21 protein-coding genes and 1 pseudogene are annotated in these 21,785 nt (G+C 69.0%); 11 read left to right on the forward strand and 11 right to left on the reverse strand.

What is annotated here, in order from left to right; genetic code table 11:
• Window positions 1-48: 48 nt before the first annotated feature.
• The 4 genes from BW41_RS03660 to hppD are packed head-to-tail and all read right to left on the reverse strand — an operon-like array spanning window position 49 to window position 3,451.
• Window positions 49-405 (reverse strand): Rieske (2Fe-2S) protein, encoded by a 357-nt coding sequence (locus BW41_RS03660; protein ID WP_037531577.1) that lies wholly within the window; start codon window positions 403-405, stop codon window positions 49-51.
• Window positions 402-1,061 (reverse strand): maleylacetoacetate isomerase, encoded by a 660-nt coding sequence (gene maiA, locus BW41_RS03665; RefSeq protein WP_200870335.1) that lies wholly within the window; start codon window positions 1,059-1,061, stop codon window positions 402-404. Before maiA ends, BW41_RS03660 begins: the two co-directional genes overlap by 4 nt.
• A complete protein-coding gene (hmgA, locus tag BW41_RS03670; protein WP_037531580.1) occupies window positions 1,028-2,329 on the reverse strand; it encodes a homogentisate 1,2-dioxygenase in 1,302 nt (433 codons plus the stop codon). The genes maiA and hmgA overlap by 34 nt, the downstream gene beginning before the upstream one ends.
• Before the next feature lie 42 nt (window positions 2,330-2,371).
• The gene (hppD, locus tag BW41_RS03675) at window positions 2,372-3,451 is read right to left on the reverse strand and encodes a 4-hydroxyphenylpyruvate dioxygenase (RefSeq protein ID WP_037531581.1); all 1,080 of its coding nucleotides are present in this window, start codon (window positions 3,449-3,451) and stop codon (window positions 2,372-2,374) included.
• A gap of 80 nt (window positions 3,452-3,531) precedes the next feature.
• Between hppD and BW41_RS03680 the strand changes: the two genes are divergently transcribed.
• Together BW41_RS03680 and BW41_RS03685 are read left to right on the forward strand one after the other, a co-directional pair.
• Complete coding sequence (locus BW41_RS03680; protein ID WP_037531583.1) at window positions 3,532-3,987, forward strand: MarR family winged helix-turn-helix transcriptional regulator; 456 nt, start codon at window positions 3,532-3,534, stop codon at window positions 3,985-3,987.
• Between the two features lie 76 nt (window positions 3,988-4,063).
• Window positions 4,064-6,814, forward strand: coding sequence for a TonB-dependent receptor (locus BW41_RS03685; RefSeq protein ID WP_037531585.1), 2,751 nt, complete (start codon window positions 4,064-4,066; stop codon window positions 6,812-6,814).
• Here BW41_RS03685 and BW41_RS03690 read toward each other — a convergent pair.
• Both BW41_RS03690 and BW41_RS03695 read right to left on the reverse strand, forming a co-directional pair.
• Window positions 6,811-8,358, reverse strand: coding sequence for an ABC transporter permease/substrate-binding protein (locus BW41_RS03690; RefSeq protein WP_037531586.1), 1,548 nt, complete (start codon window positions 8,356-8,358; stop codon window positions 6,811-6,813). The two genes, BW41_RS03685 and BW41_RS03690, sit on opposite strands and share 4 nt — an antisense overlap.
• Complete coding sequence (locus BW41_RS03695) at window positions 8,355-9,116, reverse strand: ATP-binding cassette domain-containing protein (RefSeq protein ID WP_037531587.1); 762 nt, start codon at window positions 9,114-9,116, stop codon at window positions 8,355-8,357. Before BW41_RS03695 ends, BW41_RS03690 begins: the two co-directional genes overlap by 4 nt.
• 51 nt (window positions 9,117-9,167) lie before the next feature.
• Between BW41_RS03695 and BW41_RS03700 the strand changes: the two genes are divergently transcribed.
• On the forward strand, window positions 9,168-9,956 hold the full coding sequence (locus BW41_RS03700) for an SDR family oxidoreductase (protein ID WP_037531589.1): 789 nt from the start codon (window positions 9,168-9,170) through the stop codon (window positions 9,954-9,956).
• Window positions 9,957-10,213: 257 nt separating this feature from the next.
• On the opposite strand, the gene BW41_RS03705 is transcribed toward BW41_RS03700, so the two are convergent.
• A complete protein-coding gene (locus tag BW41_RS03705; protein ID WP_037531590.1) occupies window positions 10,214-10,507 on the reverse strand; it encodes a 4a-hydroxytetrahydrobiopterin dehydratase in 294 nt (97 codons plus the stop codon).
• A gap of 49 nt (window positions 10,508-10,556) precedes the next feature.
• On the opposite strand from BW41_RS03705, the gene BW41_RS03710 reads away from it, so the two are divergent.
• Genes BW41_RS03710 through BW41_RS03720 form a run of 3 tightly spaced genes read left to right on the forward strand, consistent with a single transcriptional unit; the run spans window position 10,557 to window position 12,159 of the window.
• On the forward strand, window positions 10,557-10,967 hold the full coding sequence (locus BW41_RS03710; RefSeq protein ID WP_037531687.1) for a metallopeptidase family protein: 411 nt from the start codon (window positions 10,557-10,559) through the stop codon (window positions 10,965-10,967).
• The gene (gene ccmA / locus BW41_RS03715; protein WP_037531592.1) at window positions 10,964-11,518 is read left to right on the forward strand and encodes a heme ABC exporter ATP-binding protein CcmA; all 555 of its coding nucleotides are present in this window, start codon (window positions 10,964-10,966) and stop codon (window positions 11,516-11,518) included. Before BW41_RS03710 ends, ccmA begins: the two co-directional genes overlap by 4 nt.
• A complete protein-coding gene (locus BW41_RS03720) occupies window positions 11,518-12,159 on the forward strand; it encodes a heme exporter protein CcmB (RefSeq protein ID WP_037531595.1) in 642 nt (213 codons plus the stop codon). The genes ccmA and BW41_RS03720 overlap by 1 nt, the downstream gene beginning before the upstream one ends.
• Before the next feature lie 7 nt (window positions 12,160-12,166).
• Here the strand turns inward: BW41_RS03720 and BW41_RS03725 are convergent, their stop codons facing one another.
• The 3 genes from BW41_RS03725 to thrC all read right to left on the reverse strand — a co-directional run bounded on the left by BW41_RS03725 (window position 12,167) and on the right by thrC (window position 14,730).
• Complete coding sequence (locus tag BW41_RS03725; RefSeq protein ID WP_037531597.1) at window positions 12,167-12,373, reverse strand: hypothetical protein; 207 nt, start codon at window positions 12,371-12,373, stop codon at window positions 12,167-12,169.
• Window positions 12,374-12,472: 99 nt separating this feature from the next.
• Window positions 12,473-13,342: a class I SAM-dependent methyltransferase gene (locus tag BW41_RS03730; RefSeq protein ID WP_037531598.1), complete on the reverse strand. Its 870-nt coding sequence runs from the start codon at window positions 13,340-13,342 to the stop codon at window positions 12,473-12,475.
• A complete protein-coding gene (thrC, locus tag BW41_RS03735; RefSeq protein WP_037531599.1) occupies window positions 13,339-14,730 on the reverse strand; it encodes a threonine synthase in 1,392 nt (463 codons plus the stop codon). Before thrC ends, BW41_RS03730 begins: the two co-directional genes overlap by 4 nt.
• Window positions 14,731-14,924: 194 nt before the next feature.
• On the opposite strand from thrC, the gene BW41_RS03740 reads away from it, so the two are divergent.
• The 5 genes and pseudogenes from BW41_RS03740 to BW41_RS03755 all read left to right on the forward strand — a co-directional run bounded on the left by BW41_RS03740 (window position 14,925) and on the right by BW41_RS03755 (window position 20,699).
• The gene (locus BW41_RS03740) at window positions 14,925-15,167 is read left to right on the forward strand and encodes a hypothetical protein (RefSeq protein ID WP_037531601.1); all 243 of its coding nucleotides are present in this window, start codon (window positions 14,925-14,927) and stop codon (window positions 15,165-15,167) included.
• A 242-nt stretch (window positions 15,168-15,409) separates the two neighbouring features.
• Window positions 15,410-17,320, forward strand: coding sequence for a TonB-dependent receptor (locus tag BW41_RS21710; protein ID WP_235199497.1), 1,911 nt, complete (start codon window positions 15,410-15,412; stop codon window positions 17,318-17,320).
• Between the two features lie 15 nt (window positions 17,321-17,335).
• Window positions 17,336-18,451, forward strand: a pseudogene (locus BW41_RS21715) (TonB-dependent receptor domain-containing protein); the annotation flags it as partial.
• 194 nt (window positions 18,452-18,645) lie between these two features.
• Complete coding sequence (locus BW41_RS19965) at window positions 18,646-19,755, forward strand: hypothetical protein (protein WP_235199498.1); 1,110 nt, start codon at window positions 18,646-18,648, stop codon at window positions 19,753-19,755.
• The gene (locus BW41_RS03755) at window positions 19,752-20,699 is read left to right on the forward strand and encodes an alpha/beta hydrolase family esterase (RefSeq protein ID WP_200870336.1); all 948 of its coding nucleotides are present in this window, start codon (window positions 19,752-19,754) and stop codon (window positions 20,697-20,699) included. The genes BW41_RS19965 and BW41_RS03755 overlap by 4 nt, the downstream gene beginning before the upstream one ends.
• A gap of 10 nt (window positions 20,700-20,709) precedes the next feature.
• Here the strand turns inward: BW41_RS03755 and BW41_RS03760 are convergent, their stop codons facing one another.
• Window positions 20,710-21,669: a glucokinase gene (locus tag BW41_RS03760; protein ID WP_037531603.1), complete on the reverse strand. Its 960-nt coding sequence runs from the start codon at window positions 21,667-21,669 to the stop codon at window positions 20,710-20,712.
• Between the last annotated feature and the right edge of the window lie 116 nt (window positions 21,670-21,785).

The following is a 21,785-nucleotide window of genomic DNA, read 5'->3' on the forward strand; positions in this document are numbered from 1 at the left end:
GAGTCCTTCATTGTAGCAGCCGCGCGGGCTTTGTCAGGCCGGATCGGCTCAGGCGGTGGTGACGATCCCGTCCACGACCGTCACCGGCCAGGCGGTGAGCCGCTGGCCGACGCAGGGGCCGCCGACGCACAGGCCATCGTCGATCGTGAACAGCGCGCCATGCCAGCTGCACGCGATCAGCGCGCCGGACGGATCGAGATAGTCGTCGAGCGTCTGCGCCAGCGGCACCCCGGCATGCGGGCAGCGATCGACATAGCCGACCACCTGATCGGCGCGGCGGACGACGAAGCCGTGGAAGCGACCGGCGCGCAATTGCAGCACGAAGTTGCGCGCGCCGCCGTCGGCGATGGTGGCGAGCGGCGCGAGCGCGACACCCGGCGGGGTTGCCGACAGCCGTTCGCTCATCGGTCGGCGTCGGGCTGCCGGTCGGGATGCGCCGCCTCGGCCAGCGCCGCGGTCCGCTCCGCCGCGGCGACGCAATGCGGATAGGGCGCGACATCGACCTTGAAGCGCCGCGCCGAATAGAGTGCGGGGACGAGGATGCAATCGGCGAGCGTCGGCCGGTCGCCGTAGGCGAAACCGTCGCCATGCCGCGCGATCAGCGTCTCCGCCGCGGCGAGACCGAGGATGAGCCAATGGCCGGTCCATGCCGCGACCTGCGCGTCGGACGCGCCGAACTGCTCGCGCAGCAGCGACAGGGTGCGCAGATTGTGCAGCGGATGCGTGTCGGTGGCGATCGTCGCGATCATCGCGCGGACGATCGCCCGGCCCGTCGCATCGGCGGGCAGCAGCGGCGGCGTCGGATAGCGGTCCTCGAGCCATTCGAGGATCGCGACGCTCTGCGTCAGCACCTGTCCGTCGACCTCCAGCGCCGGCACCAGCCGCTGCGGGTTGAGCGCGGCATAGGCCGGGTCGGACTGGCCGCCGGTGCGCAGATCGTGCGTCACCTGCCGATAGGCCAGCCCCTTGAGCGCGAGCGCGATCCGCACGCGATAGGCGGCGCCCGACCGCCAATAGCCGTGCAGGATCACGGCAGCCGCGCTTTGGGGAAGTCCGCCCATACGGTATCATAGTCGAGCTGCGCATGATCGAGCGCGAAGCCGGTCGGGCGATAGGGCCAGCAGCTTTCCAGCATGAACGCCATCGTGCCGTCGATCTTGTGCGGCTTGAGCTCGGCGGCGGAGGCGGCCTGCCAGCTGGCGAGATCGGGGCCGTGGCCGGCCATCAGATTGTGCAGGCTGATCCCGCCCGGCGCGAAGCCGTGCGCCTTGGCGTCATAGGCGCCGGTGATCAGCCCCATCGCCTCCGACATGACGTTGCGGTGGAACCACGGCGGGCGGAACGTGTCCTCGGCGACCATCCAGCGCGGCGGGAAGATAACGAAATCGGCATTGGCGCGGCCCGGCACGTCCGACGGGCTGGTCAGCAGCGTGAAGATCGACGGATCGGGATGGTCGAAGCTCACCGTGTTGATCGTGTTGAACCGCGCGAGGTCATAGCGCCACGGCGCGAGATTGCCGTGCCAGGCGACGACGTCGAGCGGGCTGTGGTCGAGCGTCGTCGTCCACAACGACCCCATGAACTTCTGGATCACCTCGGTCGCCTCGTCGCGATCCTCGAACCAGGCGACAGGGGTTTCGAAGTCGCGCGGATTGGCAAGGCCGTTGGCGCCGATCGGGCCGAGATCGGGCAGGCGGAACAGGCTGCCGTGATTTTCGCATACATAGCCCGTGGCGCTGCCGTCGGGGAGCCGAGCGCGGAAGCGCACGCCGCGCGGTACCAGCGCGATCTCGCCGGGACCGACGACGATCCGGCCGAGTTCGGTCAGCAGTTCGAGCCGCCCGGCCTGCGGCACAAACAGCAGCTCTCCGTCGGCGTCGGTGAAGACGCGGTGCGTCATGTCGGCGCTCGCCGCATAGACGTGCAGCGCCACGCCCTCCAGATCTGCGGGATCGCGGTTGGCGAGCATCGTCGTCATGCCGTCGATCAGATCGGTGCCCGGCGGTGCCGCGGCGACCGGGTCCCAGCGCAGCCGGTTGGGGGCGAGCGGCCGGTCGGCGGTGCCGGGGGCGAAGCGGGGCGCACCGGCATAGGGCGCATAGGGCGGGTGTTCGGCGGTCGGCCGCATCCGGTAGAGCCACGAGCGCCGGTTCTCGTGCCGCGGCGCGGTGAAGGCGGTGCCCGACAGTTGCTCGGCGTACAGGCCGAAGGCGGGCCGCTGCGGCGCGTTGCGCCCGACCGGCAGCGCGCCGGCGACCGCCTCGGTCGAGATATGGTTGCCGAAGCCGGGGATATAATCCGGCTCCGCGCGGGGGTGATGGACTGTCATTGTTTTGGCGTCCTCTCCTGCTCCATCACCCCGGTCCGCTACTCAGGCGTCGACGGTGATCACTCCGCGGCGGATCTGGTCGAGCTCGATCGATTCATACAGCGCCTGGAAATTGCCGTTGCCGAAGCCCTGATTGCCCTTGCGCTGGATGATCTCGAAGAAGATCGGCCCGACCATCGTCTCGGTGAAAATCTGCAACAGCAATCCTTCCTCGCCGACGTTGCCGTCGATCAGAATGCGGTTGGCGCGCAGCCGTTCCAGATCCTCGCCGTGACCGGGCACGCGCTTGTCGACCAGCTCGTAATAGGTCTCGATCGTATCCTGCAGGCGGACGCCGCGGGCACGCAGCTTTTCGACCGTGGTGTAGATGTCGTCGGTGGTCAGCGCGAGATGCTGGATGCCTTCGCCGTTATAGTCGCGGATGAACTCCTCGATCTGGCTCTTGTCGTCCTGGCTCTCGTTCAGCGGGATGCGGATCGCGCGATCGGGGGCGATCATCGCCTGGCTGAACAGGCCGGTCGCCTTGCCCTTGATGTCGAAATACTTCTGCTCCTCGAAGCCGAAGATCTGACCATAAAAGGCCGACCAGGTGCGCATCTGGCCACGGCGGACGTTGTGGGTGAGATGGTCGAGCAGGTCGAGCCCGACGTTATTGGCGGCCTCCGCCTCGGCGGCGCCGGGCACCTGATCCCAGTCGTCGTAGAGGCTGCCGGCCGCGCCGTGCGTGTCGACGAGATAGAGCAGCGAGCCGCCGATCCCTTCGAGCGCGGGCAGGCCGTCAAGCGCGGCGCCGGCGGGTGCCGGCTTGGCGCCGCGGGCGATCGCCGCGTCATAGGCGGCCCTGGCATCGGCGACGCGGAACGCCATCGCGCTCGCCGACGGGCCGTGTGCGGCGCGGAAGTCGGCGGCATGGCCGCTCGCCTCGCGGTTGAGCAACAGGTTGATGCGGCCCTGCTTGTAGCGGGTCAGCGCCTTGGTCGGATGCGTCGCGGCGGCGACGAAGCCCAGCGCCTCGAACTGCGCGGCGAGCGCATCGGGATCGGGCGAGGTGAATTCGCAAAACTCAAAGCCATCAAGGCCCATCGGATTGACGTCGATCTGGTCGGCCGAATGATCGGTCATGGCGGCAGCTCCAAAATGGTATCGTCTGTTACCAAATCCCTGCGCCATTGCCAAACTGGTGTCAACTGATACGAACGGCCGTGGCCCCGACCGACCGCCCCCTCGTCCTCGACGACTTCATTCCCTACCGCCTGTCGGTGACCTCCAATCTCGTCAGCGACTCGATCGCGCGGGCGTATGAATCGCTGTTCGGCCTGACCATTCCCGAATGGCGGCTGATCGCGGTGATCGCCGAGACGGGCGGCATCACCCAGCAGGCGATCGGCGCGCGCACGCTGATGGACAAGGTGACGGTGAGCCGCGCGGCGATCGCGCTGGTCGGGCGCGGCCTGCTCGCGCGGCGCGACAATCCGGAGGATCGCCGCTCGCACCTGCTCGATCTGACCGACGACGGCCGCAGCCTCTATGCGGCGGTCGCGCCCAAGGCGCTCGATCTCGAACGGCGGCTGTTCGCCGCATTCGATCCCGCCGAGGTGGCGCAATTCGTCGCGATGCTGCGCCGGATCGAACGCGTCACGCTCGACCTCAATCGCTGAGTCACCACGCCGCACCGGCATAGTTGTGCGACAATTGGTGGTTAGCAGCGCCGATCCGTGTTCAGGGGTTCAGTCTATGCGTGTGGCGGTGATGATGATGGCGGCGAGCTGGCCGGCGCTGGCGGTGGCGCAGCAGGCGCCGGCACCCGCCGGATCGCAGACGCCGACGCCCGCCGCCACGCCCGCATCCCCGGCGACGCCGCCCGCCGCCACCGCACAGACCGGCACGCCGCAGACCGACGCCGCGCCGCCGACCAACCCGACCGCTCCCGCGGCGGCGGACGCCGAGGACGAGGAGACGGACATCGTCGTCACCGGCCGGCGTCCGCCCGGATCGGTGGTCGGCGACATTCCCGCCGAACAGGTGCTCAGCCCCGCCGACATCCGCAGCTATGGCGTCAGCAGCGTCTCCGACCTGCTCACCGAACTCGCGCCGCAGACGACGAGCGGCGCGGGTGGCGCGCCGGTCATCCTGCTCGACGGCAAGCGCATCTCCGGCTTCCAGGAAATCCGCGACATCCCGACCGAGGCGATCCTGCGCGTCGACATCCTGCCCGAGGAGGTGGCGCTCAAATACGGTTACACCGCCGACCAGAAGGTGGTGAACTTCGTGCTCCGCCGCCGCTTCCGCTCGACCACCGTCGAGGCGGCCGACAGCGCCGCGACCGAGGGCGGGCGCAACAGCCCGCAAGGCGACCTCGACCTGCTGACGATCCGCAACGGCGCGCGCTTCAACCTCCACACCAAATATCAGCAGAGTTCGGCGCTGACCGAATCGGAGCGCACCATCGCCGCGGCGAGCACCGAAGGCGCGACGACCAGCTTCGACCAGCGGCCCTATCGCACCTTGCTGCCGTCCACCCGCAACGTCTCGACCAACGCCACTTATGCGCGGCCGATCGGCGGCATCACCGCCTCGATCAACGCCGAGATCGCGTCGAGCGAGAGCACCGGCCTCTACGGCCTGCCGACGACGACGCTGAGCCTGCCGGTCGGCAATCCGTTCAACACCGGCACGGCGGCGACCAGCGTCACCCGCGTGCTCGACGGCGGCGGTTTCAATCCGCTCAGCCAGGCGAGCCAGGGACTGACCGCGCATGTCGGCACCAGCCTCAACGGGCGGATCGGCCCGCGCTGGATGTGGACCGTCACCGGCGCCTATGATCGCGCCGAGACGCGCACCTTCACCGAGACCGGCGTCGACGCGAGCGGTTTCCAGGCGCGGCTCAACGCCAACGATCCGCTCGCCGACCCCAATGGCACGCTCGGCCTCACCGACATCGCCGCCGCCGCCGCCAATCGCGCCCGCTCGACGTCGAGCTCCGGCGATGTCGAGGCGCTGGTCAACGGGCCGCTGTTCCAGCTGCCCGCCGGCGACGTGTCGACGGCGGTCCGCGTCGGCGGCACGACCAGCGACTTTTCCAGCCGCTCCTATCGCGCCGGGCTGACCAGCGCGGGGTCGGTGTCGCGCGACGATGCCAGCGGGCGGGTCAATCTCGACGTGCCGATCGCCAGCCGTTCCCGCGCGGTGCTCGGCTTCCTCGGCAACCTGTCGGTCAACGGCAATGCCGCGGTCGACCGCCTGTCGGACTATGGCACGCTGACCGCCTATGGCTATGGCCTCAACTGGTCGCCGGTGACGCCGCTGCGCATCATCGGCTCGATCAACCGGCAGGAGAATGCGCCGAGCGCCGCCCAGCTCGGCAATCCGCAGCTGGTGACGCCCAACGTCCGCCTGTTCGACTATGTCCAGGGCGAGACGGTGACGGTGACGACGCTGAGCGGCGGCAATCCCGATCTGCGCTCGAGCGACCGCCGCGTCACCCGGCTGGGGGTGACGCTCAAGCCGTGGAGCGCGACCGACCTGACGCTGATCGCCAATTACACCAAGCAGGATACGCGCAATCCGATCCAGAGCTTCCCGTCGCCGACCGCGGCGATCGAGGCGGCCTTCCCCGATCGCTTCACCCGCGATGCGGCGGGCAATTTGATCCGGCTCGACACGCGGCCGATCAACTTCGCGCGCGCGGAGAGCGAGCAGATCCGTTGGGGAATCAACTTCTCCAGGCCGATCAAGTCGAAGGTGCAGAAGGAACTGGAGGCGTTCCGTGCCGGCACCGGGCCCAATCCGTTCGCGGGAATGCGCTTTCCCGGCGGCGGGCGCGGTCCGGGCGGGACGCGCGGCGGCGACGCTGGCGGCGCGCCCCGTGCTGCGGACGGTGCCGCACCGCCGCCGGCGGGTGGCGACGGGCCGCCGCAGGGTGGCGGTGGCGGTGGTCGCGGCTTCGGCGGTGGCGGCGGTGGGCGCGGCTTTGGTGGCGGCGGCCGCGGGCAGGGCGGCGGCCGCATCCAGTTCGCGCTCTACCATACCTGGCATCTCGCCGAGCGGGTCACCGTCGCTGATGGCGGCCCGGTGCTCGACCTGCTCAACGGCGATGCGACCGGATCGAGCGGCGGCCAGCCGCGCCACGAGTTCGAGGCGCAGGCGGGCTATTCGAACAACGGCCTCGGGCTGCGGCTGTCGGCCAATTACGCGACCGGCACGCAGGTCAACGGCGGCACCGCCGCATCGCCGCAGACGCTCAACTTCTCCGGCCTCGCCACCGCCAACCTGCGCCTGTTCGCTGACCTCGGCCAGCAGCTCAAGCTGGTCAAGGCGCATCCCTGGGTGCGCGGTGCGCGGGTGACGCTGTCGGTGACCAACATCCTCAACACGCGCCAGACGGTGCGCAACGATCAGGGCGTGACGCCGGTCAGCTACCAGCCCGACTATCTCGATCCGCTCGGCCGGACGGTGCGGATCAGCCTGCGCAAGCTGTTCTTCTAGCGCGGCGCGGGCAGCGCGAGGCGGCGGGCGAGCCAGTCCGCCGCCTGTTCGGGCGTGCGCTTGGCGGTATCGCGATCGACCTGGTAATTGGCCTCGCGCATCGCCGTGACCGGGATACGGCCGACCAGTGGCGCGAGCGCGGCGGTGAAGGCGGCATCGCCCGCCCGGCGCGGCGCGACGAGCAGCAGCGCGTCATAGCTGGGGATCGCATGGCGTGGATCGGCGAGGACGCGGAGGTGCTCGGCGGCGATCCGCCCGTCGGACGAGAAGGCGGAGATGACGTCCGCCTCGCCGCTCGCTAGTGCGCGATACATGAAGGTCGGCGTATAAGGCGTCGTCTTGGCGAAGCGCAGCGGATAGGCACGGCGCACCGCCGCCCATTCGGGCCGTTCGAGGAATTCGAGATCGCTGGCGAGGCGCAGGTCGGGCGCCGCCGCGACCAGATCGGCGAGGCTGGCGATACCGCGCCGCGCGGCATCGTCGCCGCGCATCGCGAAGGCATAGGCATTCTCGAACCCGAGCGGCCCGAGCGAAGCCACGCCGCTGCTCGCCCGCGTCCAGTCGCCGATCGCGCGCACCATCGTGGCGGGCGCCGGCACGTCGCGGCGGCGCATCGGCCCGGTCCACAGGGTGCCGGCATAATCGACATAGACATCGATCGCGCCGCTGGTCAGCGCGCCATAGATCACCGCCGATCCCAGCCCGTCGCGATAGCGGACGCGATAGCCGGCGCGGGTCAGCCGGTAGCCGATCAGCCGGGCGAGGATATATTGTTCGGAGAAGTTCTTGGCGCCGATCGTCACCACATTGCCGTCGTCGCTCCGCCACATGGGCGCAGTCGCCGCGGCGAGGCCGGCGAGCAGCGCCAGCGTCGCGCCGAGCCACAGCCAGCGCCGGCGGCGGGCGATGCCGCGCTCGATCAGCCCGATCAGCGCGTCGACGCCAAGCGCCAGCGCGGCGGCGGCGGCACAGCCGGCGAGCACCAGCGCCCAATTCTGCGTCTGCAGGCCGGCGAAGATCATGTCGCCGAGGCTCGGCTGACCGACCGTCGTCGACAGCGTCGCCGCGCCGATCGTCCACACCGCCGCCGTGCGGATGCCGGCGATCAGCACCGGCGCGACCAGCGGCGCCTCGACCAGCCGCAGCGCCTGCGCCGGCGTCATGCCGACCGCCTTGGCCGCCTGCTGCACGGCGGGATCGATGCCGGTGAGGCCGGCGACGCCGTTGCGGATGATCGGCAGCAGCGCATAGAGCGTCAGCGCGATCAGCGACGGCAGGAAGCCGAGCGCCGGGATCCCGCCGCCGACCAGCGCCGACAGCCAGAGCAGCAGCGGATAGAAGAGCGCGAGCAAAGCGAGGCTGGGCACCGTCTGGATAAGGCTGGCGATGCCGAGGATGACGCGGCCCGCATGGGGGCGGCGGGCGGCAAGGATGGCGAGCGGCAGGCTGATCGCGATGCCGAGCAACAGCGCCGCCGCCGACAGCAGCACATGCTGCGCGAGCAACGGCGGCACCCGGCCGAGCGCGGCGAGGAAGTCGCTCATGCCGCGGCCCCGGCGATCGCCCGCAGCCGCTCGGCCTGCTCGCGCGGCACCGCGACCAGCGCCTGCGCCGCCGCGCCGCCACCGCCGGCGAGCAGCTCCGCGGGAGTGGCATCGGCGACGATCCGCCCCGCCGCCATCACCAGGATGCGGTCGGCGAGCAGCAGCGCCTCGGCCATATCGTGCGTGACGAGGATCGTGGTGAGGCCGAGCTGCGCGTGCAGCCGCCTGATCTCGCCGCCGAGCGCGTCGCGCGTCACCGGATCGAGCGCCCCGAACGCTTCGTCGAGCAGCAGCAGCTTCGCGCCCGGCGCGATCGCGCGGGCGATGGCGACGCGCTGGCGCTGGCCGCCCGACAGAGCGTCGGGCATCCGCTCGGCGAGCGCGGGCGGCAGCGCGACCATCTCGAGCAACGCCGGCACGTCGGCGGCGGGCAGGCCGGCGATGCGCGGCCCGATCGCGATATTCTCCGCCACGGTCAGGTGCGGGAACAGGCCGATGCCCTGGAAGACATAGCCGATCCGGCGGCGCAGCGCGGGGGCGGGTCCGGCGGCGACATCCACGTCGTCGATCAGCACCCGGCCCTCGCTCGGTTCGATCAGCCGGTTGATCGTCTGCAGCAACGTCGACTTGCCCGATCCCGAGGCGCCGACCAGCGCGACGAATTGGCCCGCTTCGATCATCAGCGTGACATGATCGACCGCCAGGGTGGCACCGAACCGCTTGGTGACGGCGTCGAAGCGGAGCGATTTGGCTGGCATCGCCGGCGAGGATGCGGGATGCCTGAGAGAAAGTCCAACAGGGAGAGGGTCATGAGCGAGGTCCGGGCGATCTTCATCACCGGTGGCGGTTCGGGCATCGGCCGCGCGGTGGCACGGTTGTTCGCCAGCCGCGGCTGGCGGATCGGCATCGCCGACGTCGACGCCGCCGGGCTCGACGCCACCGCCGCGCTGATCCCGAGCGGCATGGTCGAACGCTATGTCATGGACGTGCGCGACCGCGACGGCTGGACGCAGGCGCTCGACGCCTTCACGCAGGCGAGCGGCGGGCGGCTCGACGTCCTGTTCAACAATGCCGGCATCGGCACCGGCGGGCCGCTCGCCGAGGCGGATTTCGCGGCGATCGACCGGACGATCGCGATCAATTTCACCGGTGTGGTCAATGGCGCGCGGATCGGCCACGCCTATCTGGCGCGCACGCCGGGATCGGTGCTGCTCAACACCGCGTCCGCGTCGGGCATCTACGGCTCGTCGGGACTGGCGACCTATTCGGCGACCAAATTCGCGGTGCGCGGGCTGAGCGAGGCGCTCGACGGCGAATGGCATCGCGACGGCATCAAGGTACGCTGCCTGCTGCCGAGCTTCATCGAAACGCCGCTGCTCGACGGGGTCGCCGGCGGCAGCAACCGGACGATCCGCGAGGCGGTGACCGGTGCGGGGCTCGAACTCACCCCGGTCGATACGGTCGCCGAGGCGGCGTGGAAGGCGGTGCACGGCGACGCGGTCCACACCTATGTCGGCAAGACCGCGGCGCGGCTGCGCTTCGCCGCGCGCTGGTTCCCCGGCGCGCTGCGCAAGCAGATGCGCCGGTCGCTGCGCTGATCGGGGTGCCCGCTGAGGGCGATCAGGGCGGGCCATGGGCGCGTTTGCCCAGGGCGGGCGTCGTCTGCTGGGCGACCCGCCCTTCGACAAGCTCAGGGCAAACGGTGGCGCGGGTGATCGTCCCTCATTCCAACGGTCAGAGCTGATCATCCCCAGCGTTGGGGCTGATGACCTCCAACCGCTAGGGCTGAGCTTGTCGAAGCCCGGCTATCCACCAGCGCACCTCCCGAGGGCAGCCCGGCGACGAAAACCCCAGCCTATTCGTCGACGATCGCGTCGATCGCCTCGGCCATCTCGATGTCGCGCCCCGACAGGCCGCCGGCATCGTGGGTGGTGAGCAGCACCTCGACGCGATTGTAGACGTTGCGCCATTCGGGGTGGTGGTTGGCCTTTTCGGCCATCAGCGCGACCTGCGTCATGAAGCCGAACGCCTCGACGAAATCGGCGAAGACGAGGCTGCGGGTGATCGCGTCGCGCGATTCGTCATAATCCCATTCGGGCAGTCCATCGAGCGCATCGGCCCGTTCGGCTTCGCTAAGGGGCTCGATCATCGGCGGTCTTCCTTGCTGGACGGAGAAGAGCCGCGGTATGGCGGGCGGCATGAACGGGCAAGATGCTTATGGGCCGCCACCGCAGGCCGACGCGATCGAGGGCCTCGCCCGCGACGCGATCGCGCGGCTGCCCGCCGCCTTTGCCGCGCATCTCGGCGACGTCGTGCTGCTGGTCGAGGAGGAGGCGGATGCCGAGACGCTCGCCGACCTCGGCATCGATCATCCGCTCGATCTCACCGGCCTCTACCACGGCCGGCCGATCGGGGAGAAATCCTCGACCGATTCGGGCGCCTTGCCCGATCGCATCCACCTCTATCGGCAGGCAATCCTCGCCGAATGGGTGGAGACGGGGGTGCGGCTCGACGATCTCGTCCGCCATGTCACCATCCATGAGATCGGCCATCATTTCGGCCTGTCGGACGACGACATGCACGCGCTCGAAGACGCGGTGGCCGATTGACCGCGCTGCGCCTCGCCGATGTCGCCTGCCGGCGCGGCGGGCGTGAGCTGTTCGCCGGGATCGGCGTGGCGCTCGATGCGGGCGAGGCGGCGTTGGTCAGCGGCGCCAATGGCGTCGGCAAGTCGAGCCTGCTCCGCATCGCCGCCGGTCTGCTGCGTCCGGCCGCCGGTACGGTGACGCGCGACGGCGCGGTGGCGCTGCTCGGCGAGGCGCATGCGCTCGACCCCGAACTGCCGCTGGCGCGGGCGCTCCGCTTCTGGATCGGGTCGCGCGTTTCGATGGCGCTGGCGGCGCTGGCGCTCGAGCCGCTCGCCGAGGTGCCGGTCGCCATGCTGTCGACCGGGCAGCGGCGCCGGGCCGGAATGGCGCGGATCGTCGGCGCGGATGCGCCGATCTGGTTGCTCGACGAGCCCGCCAACGGGCTGGACAAGGCGGGCGTGGCGCGGATCGCGGCGCTGATCGCGACGCATCGCGCCGCGGGCGGCATCGCGGTGGTCGCGACGCATCAGCCGATCGCGCTGCCCGACGCATTGCAGGTGGCGCTCGGCTGATGCGGGCAACCGTGATCATCACGCGCGACCTCCGCCGTGCCTGGGCGGGGGGAGGGCTGTGGTGGCCGGTCGCCTTCTTCCTGCTCGTCGCGACGCTCTTCCCCTTCGCGGTCGGCCCCGATGCCGCGCTGCTGACGCGGATCGGCGGCGGCGTGATCTGGGCGGCGGCGCTGCTCGCCGCGCTGCTGCCGGTCGAGCGGCTGGTCGCGCCCGATGTCGAGGCGGGGGTGATCGATCAATATGTCGTGCGCGGCGTGCCGCTTGCGCTGGTCGCGGGCGCCAAGATCGCCGCGCATTGGCTCGGCTTCGCACCGCCGCTGATGCTCGCCGCCTTGATCGCTGCGGGGCTGTTCGACCTGCCGGCGGCGGTGCTGCTGCGGATCGAGCTGGGGCTGGCGATCGGTACGCCGGGATTGGCGGCGCTGGGCGTCGCGACCGCCGCCTTGGTCGCCGGGCTGCGTGGCAGCGGCGCGGTGGCGGGGCTGGTGATGATGCCGCTCGCGGTGCCGCTGCTGATCTTCGGTGCGGGCGCCCTCGACGGCGGTGCGGCGGCGATGAAGCTGCTCGCCGCGGTCAGCCTGGTGTTGACCGCCGGCGCGCCGTGGATCGCCGCCGCGGCGATCCGCAGCGGCATGGATTAGTCGACGCTTAAGACTTCGACCCGCCGTCCGAAGCATAGACCATCGCCGCCGCCGTCCCGGTCGCCGGCTTCAGGTGGAACCACTCCGGCCGATCGATCGCGGTCAGAAACGCCAGCACGGTCAGACCGAACATCAACAGCGCAAGGCGGCCCCACAGCGGATTGGGCTCGGCATCGTCATGCGCGGTATTGGCGAAATCGTCCTGCGGTCGCATCCATTGCCTCCATAAAGCGGTCAGGCATCATATAGGCGGACAAGTCTTCCGGACGACGAGCGTTTCGTAACGTTTGTTTGCTGCGCTGCACCACGCGGCTCAGCGCCGCCAGCGCGCCCAGATCGCGGTCGGCAGCGTCAGCCCGCGCGCTTCCTCGCGGACGCCGAGCTCGCCCGCCTCGACGGTGCCGGGCAGGTCGGCGAAGGCCTGGCGGAGCAGCTCGCCGATCGCCAGCGCCGACATCCGCACCGCATAGACGGTGAGGAAGACGAAGCGGCTGTTGGCGTCGACCAGCTTGCGGCAGTCGGCGATCAGGCGCGGCAGATCCTCCTCCAGCCGCCACAATTCGCCCTCCGGCCCGCGCCCGTATTTGGGCGGATCGAGCAGGATGCCGTCATAGCGGCGCTGGCGACGCACCTCGCGTGCGACGAACTTGACCGCGTCGTCGACGATCCAGCGGATCGGCGCCTCGGTCATCCCCGACAATATGGCATTGCCGCGCGCCGCCTCGACCGATTTCTTCGAAGCGTCGACGTGCACCATCTTCGCCCCCGCGGTCGCCATCGCCAGCGTGCCGACGCCGGTATAGCCGAACAGGTTGAGGCATTCGGGCGTGTCGAGATCGGCGACCTGCTCGCGCATCCAGCGCCAGATCGGCGGCATGTCGGCGAAGAAACCGAGGTGGCGGAACGGCGTCGGCAGCGCGGTGAAGCGCACCTCGTTCCATTTGAGCGGCCAGCCTTCGCGCGGCACCGGTTCGCTGAACACCCAGCGGCCGCCGCCGTCCTCGTCGCTCGCCGGCACGAACTCGCCGTGCGCGCGCCACGTCTCGGTGGCGGGTGCCCACATCGCTTGCGGTTCCGGGCGGATGAAGCGGAACCGGCCGTAGCGTTCGAGCTTGCGGCCGTTGCCCGAATCGACCAGCCCGTAATCGGCCCAGGGCTCGCCGATCAGCGTATCGAGCCTCATGCCCGTGGCACCGCGCGTGCGGCGATATAGTCGGTGACCGCCTCGAACGTGCCGGGCAGCGTGACGAACCGCTCCTCGCGCTCGAACAGGTCGCCAATCCGGCCGGGCAGCGCCGGCCGCTGGCCGGTGGCGCGCTCGACCGCGTCGCGGAACTTGGCGGGGTGGGCGGTGGCGAGCGTCACCACCGGCACGTCGCTGGCATGGCGGCGCGCGGCGGCGAGCGCGATCGCGGTATGCGGATCGATCACCTGCCCGGCATGCTCGTGCGCCCAGCGCATCGCCAGCGTCATGTCGTCGAGGTCGACGCGGTCGCTGGCGAACAGCGCCGCGCCCTTGTGCTGCGAATCGGTCAGCCGCATCGCGCCGGACGATTCGAAGCCCTGCATCTGCGCGGCGAGCGCGCCGCCGTCGCGGGCACCGAGATCGTAGAGCAGGCGTTCGAAATTGGAGCTGACCTGGATGTCCATCGACGGCGTCGGCGTCTGCTGGACGATGCCCTTGCTATAGTCGCCGGCCGAGATGGCGCGATGGAGAATGTCGTTGACGTTGGTCGCGACGATCAGCTTGGCGACCGGCAGGCCCATCTGCGCCGCGACATAGCCGGCGAAGACGTCGCCGAAATTGCCGGTCGGCACCGAGAAGGCGACGCTGCGCTCCGGCGCGCCGAGCCGCACTGCGGCGTAGAAATAATAGACCACCTGCGCCATCAGCCGCGCCCAGTTGATCGAATTGACCGCCGACAGCGCGAACCGGCCGGCGAAGCCGGGATCGTTGAACATCCGCTTGACCAGCGCCTGGGCGGCGTCGAAATCGCCCTCGATCGCGATGTTATGGACGTTGGGGGCGAGTACCGTCGTCATCTGCCGACGCTGCACGTCGGACACGCGCCCGGCGGGGTGGAGCATGAAAATGTCGACCCCGGCGCGGCCCGCCAGCGCATCGATCGCCGCCGATCCGGTGTCGCCGCTCGTCGCGCCGACGACGGTCAGGTGCCGGTCGCTGCCGGCGAGGAAGCGTTCGAACAACAGCCCGAGCAATTGCAGCGCGACGTCCTTGAACGCCAGCGTCGGCCCGTGGAACAGCTCGAGCAGCCAGCGGTCATGGTCGAGCTGGACGAGCGGCGTCACCGCGGCATGGCTGAACCGGCCATAGGCCTGCGCGCACAGCGCCTTCAGCTCCGCGGGGGTGAGCGCGTCGCCGACGAACGGCGTCATCACCGCGACCGCGGTATCGACATAGGACAGATTGGCGAGCCCGGCGATCGCCTCGCGGCTGAGGCTCGGCCAATGGTCGGGCAGATAGAGCCCGCCGTCGGACGCCAGTCCGGCCAAAGTGACGTCGCGGAAATCGAGCGCGGGCGCGGCGCCGCGGGTGCTGACATAACGCATCGCCGCTGGGTAGCGGCCCGCAGCAGGCGGGGCAACGCCGGCGTGCTTGGGGGCAGGGGCGGTCCTGCTATCGACGCGCCGGCATAAGCGACGGGATTTGCCTACGGCCGCAAGGGCGCGGGCGGTGTGCCCCGACGCTGCGGGGACGCGCGTCCGCCCTTGCCGATCGCCGCAGACGGCATAGGGTGTGCATCATGGCCAATTTCGACGACAGCTACGATCCCGAACTCGGCGCCGCCTGCAACCGGCTCGCCGCCTTCGTCGAGCCGCTGCCCGCGGGCGGGCTGATCGATCCGGCGTCGGGCCTCACCGAAGCCGACCTCGCGCTGATCCTCCGCCGTCTCTACGCGACGCGTCATGCCGAGGCGCCGGGAACGCCGCCGGCGGCGCCGCGGCCGGTGTCGCGTGCCTCGGTGCCGATCACCGCGAGGGAGTGAGGGGGCTGCGCCAAGCGCCGTTCCGTGTCGCAGGCCTTCGCGGACAGCGTATCGACACCGAAGCGAGGCCCCGCCTCGCCTGCTGATTGCAAAATACGCCCGCCGAGTCCGGGCAATCGGTTGCTCACCTATAAAGGCATCAGGCACGGCAACGATCCGGCAGCCGTCGGATGGGATGGACCATGCGAGCCCGGCCGCTGCTTGCCTGCCATCGGCAATCAGGCCGAAGGAGGACGCAGGCGATGTATCCAAGTCATTGTGCGACGGCCGTTCTTCGGCAAGGCACCTCGCTGATCGCGATGCTGATCGCGCTCGCCGCGCCGGCCTACGCGCAGGAGGGGGCGCCGGGGGCGCAGGCGGCGACCGATCGGCAAAGGTCCGAGCCGTCTGAGACGATGGAAAAGCCTTCGCAGCCGGCGCAGGACAATGGCGATCATCGCAGCGACATCATCATCACCGGTACGTTGTTTCGCGATTCGAACGTCACGTTGATCTCGCCGGCGACGGTAATCACCGCGGCAACGCTGGAGCGGGCAAACATCACCACCGCGCAGGAGGCGGTGCGTTCGGTGTCGGCGGACAGCGCCGGATCGATCTCGACCGCATTCCGGTCCGGTTTCTCGGCGGGCGGCGCGGCGGTGTCGCTACGCGGTCTTGGCGTTTCGTCGACCGTGATACTGATCGACGGGCTGCGATCGGCGAACTTCCCGCTGCTCGACGATGGGCACAATGCGTATGTCGACCTCAACTCGATCCCGTTCAGCATCGTCGATCATGTCGAGGTGCTGAAAGACGGCGCCTCATCGACCTATGGCGCCGACGCGATCGGCGGCGTGGTCAATTTGATCAGCAAGAAACATTTCGAAGGGGTCGAGGGGGCGATCCAGGGCGGCACGACGGCATATGGCGACGGATCCCGTTACCGAGCATCGCTGACCGTCGGTTATGGCGATTACACCGCGAAGGGATGGAACCTCTATCTAAATAGCGAATATACTTCCGACGGATACATAACCAATCACGCGCGAGGGTATCCGTTCAACACGATAGACTTGCGGCGGAGTGGATTAAGCGATGGCAACGGGAATCACAGTTCGCTGCTGATACCCAATCCGGAAGCGGTCGTTACCCGGGTTCGGCAGCGCGATCTCAACAATCCGCTCGCCGGCTACACCGGCAAGCAGGACGTGGTCCATCGTTATCAACTCCTCGACCCCGCCAGCTGTCCCCGTGGTACCTTCATCGTGTCTGACGGACCCGCGCAGGGGACGGGTTGTGCGCATGATTTGATCGACGAATATGCGATCCTCCAGCCGCGGCAGCAACGGTATTCGACCACAGCGCATTTCACCACACGTCTCGGTGAGCATTACGAAGCGTTCGCAACCGGCAGCTATTCCCATTCGGAAGTCACGATCCCGGGCTCGCCGTCGTCGATCCGCCAAACACAGCCGTTCGCGGCGTCACCGTCATTGGCATCGAACAATCCAGGGATCGTCCTTCCCGTCTATGTCTGCTCGGCAGGAGTCGATTGCTCCACTGCTGCGGATCGACGGTTGAATCCGAACAATCCCTATGCCGTCCCCGCGGCCGATCCTCATAACAGTGCCGCGCGCATCTATTATCTCTTCGGCGATATTCCCCGCAGCAGCTATCGCTATGTCGACGTCTTTCGCGGGTCGGCGGGCCTGTCCGGTCAACTTGGCAACGGCTTCAGCTTCCGGCTCAATGGCGTTTATGCCCGCGACGATTTCAGCATCACGCAATATGGCGCTTTGCACATCCCGGGGCTGCTCCAAGCCATCAATACCGGCGCCTATGACTTCGTCCATCCAGATCGCAACACCGCCGCGGTACGCCGGCAAATCTCACCCGATCATACCACCCGATCCAATTCGACGATCGCCACCGTCGGGGGTTCGCTGATCAAGGTTTTGACCACTCTGCCGGGTGGCGATTTCAATGTCGGCGCCGGTTTTCAGCTTCGCCGGGAAACCCTCCTCAACCGCAATCAGAATGCGGGGATGGACTATTATGGCCTGAACTCATCTTCGGCCAGTGGCCGGCAGACCGTGATGGCCGGGTTCTTCGAAGTCGATGCACCCTTTCGCCAGGCCATCGACCTCAATATATCCGGCCGTTACGACCACTAATCTCAAGGTTATAGCCACTTCTCTCCAAAGGTCGGCATCAAAGTAACGCCGAAAGAGGCGATCGCGTTTCGCGCTACCTATTCGCAAGGGTTCCGTGCGCCGACCTTTGCCGAAAACAATCCGGTGAGTAACTATGCAGGCTTCTCGCCCTACACACCCGAGGGCAGCTTCGTCGCGGCACATCAGGCTAACCCGGTTTATGCCTATAAATATTCTATCGGCAGTGCAGCCCGCGGAAATGCGGACCTCCTTCCGGAAGTGTCGCGTAGCATAACCTTCGGCACGATACTCAGGCCGACCCCATGGTTCAGCCTTACGGTCGATTATTACAACATAAAAAAATCGAATTTGATTGTCAGCGGCCCGCTGCGCGCCGACGCGATCGCCGCTTATTACAGACAAACCACTCAAGCCGCCGGTTGTGCGGCGCTCGCTGCGGTCGGTCCAGGCTATCGATGCAATATCGTCGATGTACCTGACCCACTCGCCCCCGATACGTTGCCACGCCTGCTCGTTTTCGATGTGCCCTTCGTCAACGCAAATTATGAGGTCAGTTCCGGTCTCGACATGCAGGGGGCGCTCAACGTTCCGCTTTCTCAGGACGTTCGGCTGATCAGCCGTATCGACGTCACCCGGGTATTGCGGCTCGACCTCGTCACCCCTGCGGGCGTCATAGAGAAATATGCCGGAACGCTCGGGCCCAACGACTTGTCTTCGGGAAGCGGCACCCCGCGCGTGCGTGGCAACTGGCAGAACGCAGTGGAGATCGGCGCCTTCTCGCTCGCCGCGACCACCTATTACGTAAGTCGCATCAAGCAGGTTGCTGCCGACGAGATCACACCGGTCGATGGTGTTATCGATCTGTCGTGCCAGCATACGTTGGTACCGTTGCTGCCGGGCGCCGACCCCAGACAGCATTGCTTCATTCGCCCCTTCATCTACGTCGATCTCAATGCCGGGGTGAAGGTGGGCGATCAGATGCGTTTCTTCGTCAACGTCCAGAACGTGACCAATGCACGCGCCCCGCTGGCGGCGGGCGCCTATCCCAGTGCACCCAATTATCTCATCAGTTGGCATTATGCCGGCGTCGTCGGACGGAACTTCAGCGCTGGCGCCAGTTTCACCTTCTAACCAGTCGCTGTTGGGCTACTGCGAGATTCTTCCATGACCGCATAGCCTCTCATGTCTTGCTCAGGGACGGCGTTGTATTTGCGCTGGTATTACCGTCCCGCCCGCGGCAGTCTCGCGCCGGACGCTCAGCGCGCGCCGAGCTTTGCCGCAGGAGACAATCGATCCCCATTCTCTTCCTCGCAGTCGTTCAGGCCGTGGCGGCCATTGCTGCGCCGCCGGCGGCGCCGGCGGAGGATATCGTCGTCCTCGGGCGCAGCATCGACGCGGCGAAGACATCGCTGGCGGCCTGTATCGCGCGCCAGTGTCCGCCCGACGAGGAGATCAAGGCGTCGCTGCTCGTCGCGTCACGCCAATTCCTCGCCGGCGATTATGTCGGGGCGCGCAGCGGCCTGCTTGCGACGCGGCGGCGCAACGCGCGCTTCGATTCGCGCTATCCCCATGACGTTGCCGACGTGCACCGCGCGCTCAACCTCATGTCGACGCTAGACGGGCGTGGCGAGTCGGCGCGGCTTTCCGGCCTCGACGCGACCGACGCGCTGCGCAGTGGCCTTGCCGCCGACGATCCGGCGATCCTGCTGCAACGGCTCGACAGCGGCAGCCAGCTCGCGCACGACGGGCGGATCATCGGCGCCCGCCAGATCTTCAACGACGTCGCCGCCCGCGCGCATCGGGCCGGTCAGATCGACGTCGAGGCCCAGGCGCTGTTCCGCGGCGCCGCGACCTATGCCGCGCTTGCCGAGGTCGACCCCAGTTACCGCGCCACCGCGCAGAGCTGGGTGAGCCGGATCGAGTCACGGCGCGAGCCCGGCTTCGACCGCTATCGCGATGGCCTGCTGCTGCTCAAGGCGCGACTGGCCGCGGGCCGGCAGCACGGCAAGGCCGCAGCCCGGGCGCTGCGCGATGCCCCGGCGGTCGCCGAAGCGGTGCTGTTGTACGAGCCCGACTTCACCTACCAGGCCCCTGCGTTGGCGACGAACCTCGGCGGGACCAGCAATGCGTCGCCGGAATGGGCCGACGTCGCCTTCTGGGTGGCGCACGACGGATCGGTGGCCGATCTGCGCCTGGTCGGCCAATCGCAAAGCCCGCCCGGGTCGTGGCTGGCGCGCAAGACGAAGGCGGTCGAGCAACGGCGATATGCCCCGGTGACTCCAGGCGGCGATGCTCGCGGCCTTTATCAGGTCGAGCGCTATTCGATCGTCTATCCACTGGCGCCGACCAGCGAATCGCGCATCCCAACGCGCTCTCCGCAGGGGCGGATCGAGACGACCGACCTCACCGCCATCTCCACGCCGCCCGCGCCATGACGGCTCCAACGAACCGGCGCGCCATCCACCGGGTCCAGGCGCGCGCAGCAGGCGCGCCGCCGCGCGCGCGGGTCCGACGCCTGCTGCTCGGCCTCGGCGCCCTGCTCGCCTGCCTGCTGCCGCAGGCGGTCGCGGCGCAATGCCGGATGGCGGCGCTCGCGGCGTTGCCCGAGCGGGCGCAGCTCCATTGGCCCGCGTCGGCGGGATCGCCGCCGCTGCCGCTCGTCCTGCTGCTTCACGGCAGCACCGGGACGGGCGCGGAGATGCTGCGCGACAGCCGTCTCGCCGAGACCGCCGATGCGCGGGGATTCGCCGTCGTCGCGCCCGATGGCGGGATCGCGGGGACGCGCGGCTTCGTCTGGAACATTCCCGGCGTGCCGACGGTCAGCGGCGTGATGCCCGCGGCAGGCGCGCGCGACGACGTCGCCTATCTGACCGGGCTGATCGGGCGGCTGGTCGCGACCGGCTGCGTCGATGCGACGCGCGTCTATGCGACCGGCCTGTCGGGCGGCGGGCGGATGGCGTCCTGGCTCGGCTGCGTCGTGCCGGGCCGCTTCGCGGCGATCGCGCCGGTGGTCGGCCTGCGCGCTGGGCGACCGCGGCGGGAGGATCCGACGCAGCCCGATCCGGCAAGCTGCCGCCCCGACGTACCGTTGCCGGTGCTCGCCTTCGCCGGCGATGCCGACACGACCAATCCGATCGGCGGCGGCGGCGCACCCTATTGGCGCTATCCGCAGGCCGCCGCCCTGCAGCGCTGGGCGGCGCTCGACGGTTGCACGCGGGCCTATGCCCGGGCGCTCGACGCGCGCCATTACGAGCAGGGCTATGCGGACTGCCGCAATGGCACGAGCGTCGCGGTGCGCGTGCGGCGCGGCGGGACGCACAGCTGGTCGGTGGTCGACAACGACGCCTTATGGACCTTCTTCGCGGCGTATCGCCGCTAGACCGCTTCCGTCACCCCTGCCGCTGCAACGCCTGCGCGGCGCCGGTCAGCGGCCCCTGGTCGAGCGTCGCGATCGCCCGCGGCACGGTGGCGAGCAGCCGCGCATATTTGCCGGTGCCGGCGAACACCGTCTGCATCCGCGGGGCGGCGAGCATCTGGCGGAGCGCCGCCGCGAGCTTGCCGGTGACGATCACGCCGTCCCAGCTGCCATAGGTCAGCACCAGGCTGCTCGCCTGCGTCCAGAACGCCTCGCACAGCATCTCGCAGGCGTGGCGGGCGAGCGGGTCGCTGCTGGCGGCGCGGGTGATCTCCTCGGGCGTGGTAAGCCGCGGCGGCAGCGCCTGCATCGCGGCGAGGCCGGTGTAGATCGCGACCAGCCCGCTGGCCGAGATCAGCGGCTCGGCGAGTACCGGATGACGATCGGGGAACAGCCGCGCGGTCAGCGCCGCCATCGCCGGTGAGCCGGGCGCGAAGCCGCCATGGCCGGCTTCGGTGGCGAGGACGTGTACCGCGCCGTCGGGCTTGCGGACCAGCACCGCGGCGCCGAGCCCGGTGGTCATGCCGAGAACGCAATAGGTGCCCGGCCGGTCGAGCATCGGCAGCGACCCCGCCGCCGGGGTGAGCATCGCATGGCCGCCGCTCAGCGCCCAAGCCTCCGCCTCGAAATCGTTGAGGATCAACGGCGGCTGGCCGAGCATCGCCTGCAATCCCGAGCGTGAGACGAACCAGCGTGTCTGCGTGATCGAGATCGCGTCACCGCGCGCCAGCCCGGCGACCGCGATCGCCAGCCGCTCGGGCAGGCGCGACAAGGCGAGGTCCTGCTGGAATGCCGACAGCGCGCCCGACACGCTCGCGCCACGGTCGGCGCCATAGTGGCGCAGGCTGTCGGCCTGAAAGCCCGCCGCCGCATCGGTCAGCGCGAAGCGCAGCCCCTTGCGCCCGACATGCCCGACGATCCCCGTCGCCTCCATCCCCGCCCCCCGTGGTATCGCTATCGTTGCCGGGGGTATGCCGATAGGGATCGGGTGGTGGAAGTATTTTCTTCGTTTCCGTGCAGATTAGTCGTCAGACTAGTCGGCCGGATCGC

The sequence above is a fragment of the Sphingomonas sp. RIT328 genome, from assembly GCF_000632225.1.
In the GTDB taxonomy this organism is placed as follows: domain Bacteria; phylum Pseudomonadota; class Alphaproteobacteria; order Sphingomonadales; family Sphingomonadaceae; genus Sphingomonas; species Sphingomonas kyungheensis.